Annotated in this window: 3 rRNA genes; all 3 read right to left on the bottom strand. The window is 55.5% G+C overall.

From position 1 onward, the window contains the following. Positions 1-24 precede the first annotated feature (24 nt). The 3 genes from rrf to QK291_RS18890 all read right to left on the bottom strand — a co-directional run bounded on the left by rrf (position 25) and on the right by QK291_RS18890 (position 5,627). A 5S ribosomal RNA gene (gene rrf, locus QK291_RS18900) occupies positions 25-141 on the bottom strand. Between the two features lie 229 nt (positions 142-370). After that, positions 371-3,516, bottom strand: a 23S ribosomal RNA gene (locus QK291_RS18895). Positions 3,517-4,103: 587 nt separating this feature from the next. After that, positions 4,104-5,627, bottom strand: a 16S ribosomal RNA gene (locus QK291_RS18890). Together the 16S, 23S and 5S rRNA genes form the textbook arrangement of a ribosomal RNA operon. Positions 5,628-5,812: the final 185 nt, after the last annotated feature.

Genomic DNA, 5,812 nt, shown 5'->3' with positions numbered 1-5,812 from the left:
GGGGCTCTCGACCGTTTAATGATGTTCCGGCGGTGACCTACTCTCCCACACCCTCCCGGGTGCAGTACCATCGGCGCTGTGGGTCTTAGCTTCCGGGTTCGGAATGGGACCGGGCGTTTCCCCCACGCTATGACCGCCGTAACCCTTGCTCCCGTTCCGTCCGCACCCTGGGGGGTGTGGTGGTGGGAAATCTGTGGTGGTTACAACTGTGGTGTTGTTTATTGTGTTGTGGTTTTGTTCCCTGGAACAACGATCCGTTTGGTGACGGGTTTGTTGTTTGGGAACCACATAGTGGACGCAAGCAGTCTTGTTATCTTTACCCCTTTTCATGGTGTGAACGTCTTTTGAATCCGTTCACGAAAGGGGGTGTGTGGTGTAAGTTATCGGCCTATTAGTACCGGTCAGCTTCACGAGTCGTTAGTCCTCGCTTCCACATCCGGCCTATCAACCCAGTGGTCTGGCTGGGGGCCTCTCACACACAAGGTGTATGGAAATCTCATCTCGAAGCGAGCTTCCCGCTTAGATGCTTTCAGCGGTTATCCCATCCGAACGTAGCTAATCAGCGGTGCACTTGGCAGTACAACTGACACACCAGAGGTTCGTCCGTCCCGGTCCTCTCGTACTAAGGACAGCCCTTCTCAAATTTCCTGCGCGCGCAGCGGATAGGGACCGAACTGTCTCACGACGTTCTAAACCCAGCTCGCGTACCGCTTTAATGGGCGAACAGCCCAACCCTTGGGACCTACTCCAGCCCCAGGATGCGACGAGCCGACATCGAGGTGCCAAACCATGCCGTCGATATGGACTCTTGGGCAAGATCAGCCTGTTATCCCCGAGGTACCTTTTATCCGTTGAGCGACGGCCATTCCACAATGTACCGCCGGATCACTAGTCCCGACTTTCGTCCCTGCTCGAGATGTCTCTCTCACAGTCAAGCTCCCTTGTGCACTTACACTCGACACCTGATTGCCAACCAGGCTGAGGGAACCTTTGGGCGCCTCCGTTACTTTTTAGGAGGCAACCGCCCCAGTTAAACTACCCATCAGGCACTGTCCCTGACCCGGATTACGGGCCGAAGTTAGATGTCCAAAGTGACCAGAGTGGTATTTCAACGATGACTCCACCCGAACTGGCGTCCGGGCTTCAACGTCTCCCACCTATCCTACACAAGCCACTCCGAACACCAATACCAAACTATAGTAAAGGTCTCGGGGTCTTTCCGTCCTGCTGCGCGTAACGAGCATCTTTACTCGTACTGCAATTTCGCCGAGTTTATGGTTGAGACAGCGGGGAAGTCGTTACTCCATTCGTGCAGGTCGGAACTTACCCGACAAGGAATTTCGCTACCTTAGGATGGTTATAGTTACCACCGCCGTTTACTGGGGCTTGAATTCTCAGCTTCGCCTTGCGGCTAACCGGTCCTCTTAACCTTCCAGCACCGGGCAGGAGTCAGTCCGTATACATCGTCTTGCGACTTCGCACGGACCTGTGTTTTTAGTAAACAGTCGCTTCCCCCTGGTCTCTGCGGCCCCTGCACGCTCCGGACAGCTAGTGTCCATCACGATGGGGGCCCCCCTTCTCCCGAAGTTACGGGGGCATTTTGCCGAGTTCCTTAACCATAATTCTCTCGATCGCCTTAGTATTCTCTACCTGATCACCTGTGTCGGTTTGGGGTACGGGCGGCTAAAACCTCGCGTCGATGCTTTTCTAGGCAGCATAGGATCACCGAATCCCCCCTTACGGGAGTCCCATCGGGTCTCAGGCATCATGAACGGCGGATTTGCCTACCGTTCGCCCTACATCCTTAGACCGGGACAACCATCGCCCGGCTCGGCTACCTTCCTGCGTCACACCTGTTAATACGCTTGCCTCCCAGGATCAGGTCCCGCGCTCCACCAAAACCCTTCACCCACAAGGGGTGTCGGGCAGGCTTCGGGCGGTTAGTATCCCCTGTTCAGCATGGGCGGTTTTTCGCCGGTACGGGAATATCAACCCGTTGTCCATCGACTACGCCTGTCGGCCTCGCCTTAGGTCCCGACTTACCCAGGGCAGATTAGCTTGACCCTGGAACCCTTGATCATTCGGCGGACGGGTTTCTCACCCGTCTTTCGCTACTCATGCCTGCATTCTCACTCGTGTAGGCTCCACCGCTGGTTTACACCGCGACTTCACTGCCCACACGACGCTCCCCTACCACTCCAGACGCCTGAACCAACCCACAAGGGGCGGCTTAGCTAATATCTGAAATCCACAACTTCGGCGGTGTACTTGAGCCCCGCTACATTGTCGGCGCGGAATCACTTGACCAGTGAGCTATTACGCACTCTTTTAAGGATGGCTGCTTCTAAGCCAACCTCCTGGTTGTCTTCGCAACTCCACATCCTTTCCCACTTAGCACACGCTTAGGGGCCTTAGTTGGTGGTCTGGGCTGTTTCCCTCTCGACTATGAAGCTTATCCCCCACAGTCTCACTGCTGCGCTCTCACTTACCGGCATTCGGAGTTTGGCTGACGTCAGTAACCTTGTAGGGCCCATTAGCCATCCAGTAGCTCTACCTCCGGTAAGAAACACGCAACGCTGCACCTAAATGCATTTCGGGGAGAACCAGCTATCACGAAGTTTGATTGGCCTTTCACCCCTACCCACAGCTCATCCCCTCCATTTTCAACTGAAGTGGGTTCGGTCCTCCACGACGTCTTACCGTCGCTTCAACCTGGCCATGGGTAGATCACTTCGCTTCGGGTCTAGATCACGCCACTGCAACGCCCTATTCAGACTCGCTTTCGCTACGGCTTCCCCACACGGGTTAACCTCGCGACGTAACACTAACTCGCAGGCTCATTCTTCAAAAGGCACGCCGTCACAGTAACTTGCGATAAATCGCGACTGCTCCGACGGATTGTAAGCACACGGTTTCAGGTACTGTTTCACTCCCCTCCCGGGGTACTTTTCACCTTTCCCTCACGGTACTGGTCCGCTATCGGTCATTAGGGAGTATTTAGGCTTATCAGGTGGTCCTGACAGATTCACACGGGATTTCTCGGGCCCCGTGCTACTTGGGATACTCCCCGGGCGGTACACAACATTTCGGTTACGGGGCTCACACCCTCTCTGGCCGGCCTTTCAAGACCGTTCACCTATGCCTGTACTACACACCCCACTGTCCCGGCAGAGACAGAATGGGAAGTCCCACAACCCCGACCATGCAACGCCCGCCGGCTATCACACATGGAACGGTTTAGCCTGATCCGCGTTCGCTCGCCACTACTGACGGAATCACTATTGTTTTCTCTTCCTGCGGGTACTGAGATGTTTCACTTCCCCGCGTTCCCTCCACGCACCCTATGTGTTCAGATGCGGGTCACCAGGCAGCTCGCGCCCCTGGCGGGGTTTCCCCATTCGGACACCCTGGGATCACAGTCCGGTTATCGACTCCCCCAGGCTTATCGCAGATTCCTACGTCCTTCTTCGGCTCCTAATGCCAAGGCATCCACCGTGTGCTCTTAAAAACTTGACCACAAAAGATCAATAAAACGCTATTCTTTCGAGAGAACCATGAAAACCACCACCACCACCAGGCCGCACCCCAAAAGGCACAACCAGACAACAGCGACAGATCCAGGTTCATATATCTTGGAAATTGCTTCTTATAAAAGATGCTCGCGTCCACTATGTAGTTCTCAAACAACAACCCCATACCACACACCCCACACACCACCCCTTCCAAAGAAGAAGCCACCGTGCGTGCTTAGTGCAGCCAGGAAACCAGAAACAAACAAAACCCACACCACCGCACCCCCCCGCCCGGCGCCCCCCGTAAGGGACACCACCGCGAAAAAGCCCGATGCCATGGTCCTGTTGCCTCAGGACCCAACAGTGTGCCAAACACTAAACCGCCCGTACCCTCCCTGACACCGTTCCAGGACCACCACCCCAAAGGGTAAGTATCCGTACTGGGTGCCGGGGAAAAACCGGCGGCCGCTATTTGCTGATATTCCACCCGTGAGCACCCGCCGCAGAACTATCGTCTGCGCAACGGGCGTACTCCTGACGGCCCCTCCACACCCACATACGCGGGGCAAGGTGACCGTAGGTGCTCCTTAGAAAGGAGGTGATCCAGCCGCACCTTCCGGTACGGCTACCTTGTTACGACTTAGTCCCAATCGCCAGTCCCACCTTCGACAGCTCCCTCCCACAAGGGGTTAGGCCACCGGCTTCGGGTGTTACCAACTTTCGTGACTTGACGGGCGGTGTGTACAAGGCCCGGGAACGTATTCACCGCAGCGTTGCTGATCTGCGATTACTAGCGACTCCGACTTCATGGGGTCGAGTTGCAGACCCCAATCCGAACTGAGACCGGCTTTTTGGGATTAGCTCCACCTCACAGTATCGCAACCCTTTGTACCGGCCATTGTAGCATGCGTGAAGCCCAAGACATAAGGGGCATGATGATTTGACGTCGTCCCCACCTTCCTCCGAGTTGACCCCGGCAGTCTCCTATGAGTCCCCGCCATAACGCGCTGGCAACATAGAACGAGGGTTGCGCTCGTTGCGGGACTTAACCCAACATCTCACGACACGAGCTGACGACAACCATGCACCACCTGTAAACCGACCGCAAGCGGGGCACCTGTTTCCAGGTGTTTCCGGTTCATGTCAAGCCTTGGTAAGGTTCTTCGCGTTGCATCGAATTAATCCGCATGCTCCGCCGCTTGTGCGGGCCCCCGTCAATTCCTTTGAGTTTTAGCCTTGCGGCCGTACTCCCCAGGCGGGGCACTTAATGCGTTAGCTACGGTACGGAAAACGTGGAATGTCCCCCACACCTAGTGCCCAACGTTTACGGCATGGACTACCAGGGTATCTAATCCTGTTCGCTCCCCATGCTTTCGCTCCTCAGCGTCAGTTAATGCCCAGAGACCTGCCTTCGCCATCGGTGTTCCTCCTGATATCTGCGCATTTCACCGCTACACCAGGAATTCCAGTCTCCCCTACATCACTCTAGTCTGCCCGTACCCACCGCAGATCCGGAGTTGAGCCCCGGACTTTCACGGCAGACGCGACAAACCGCCTACGAGCTCTTTACGCCCAATAATTCCGGATAACGCTTGCGCCCTACGTATTACCGCGGCTGCTGGCACGTAGTTAGCCGGCGCTTCTTCTGCAGGTACCGTCACTTTCGCTTCTTCCCTACTGAAAGAGGTTTACAACCCGAAGGCCGTCATCCCTCACGCGGCGTCGCTGCATCAGGCTTTCGCCCATTGTGCAATATTCCCCACTGCTGCCTCCCGTAGGAGTCTGGGCCGTGTCTCAGTCCCAGTGTGGCCGGTCACCCTCTCAGGCCGGCTACCCGTCGTCGCCTTGGTGAGCCATTACCTCACCAACAAGCTGATAGGCCGCGAGTCCATCCAAAACCACAATAAAGCTTTCCACCCCCCACCATGCGATGAGGAGTCATATCCGGTATTAGACCCAGTTTCCCAGGCTTATCCCAGAGTTAAGGGCAGGTTACTCACGTGTTACTCACCCGTTCGCCACTAATCCCCCAGCAAGCTGGGATCATCGTTCGACTTGCATGTGTTAAGCACGCCGCCAGCGTTCATCCTGAGCCAGGATCAAACTCTCCGTTGAAGTAAAACAGACACACCATGCGCCCCCGGGAAAACGGGATGCACACAATGCACAAAATTTGAAACCAGCTGTAAAAACCAGACCACACCACGGGGTGGCGGGCACTGGTCAATTCAACCAATTCAATACAATAAATTGGTATCAACAAACTTGGCACACTATTGAGTTCTCAAACAACAGACACA

The organism is Arthrobacter sp. AL12, assembly GCF_029960645.1.
GTDB lineage: Bacteria > Actinomycetota > Actinomycetes > Actinomycetales > Micrococcaceae > Arthrobacter.
Note: the sequence above shows the minus strand (reverse complement) of the source record. Positions and strands in the feature narration are given on the sequence as shown.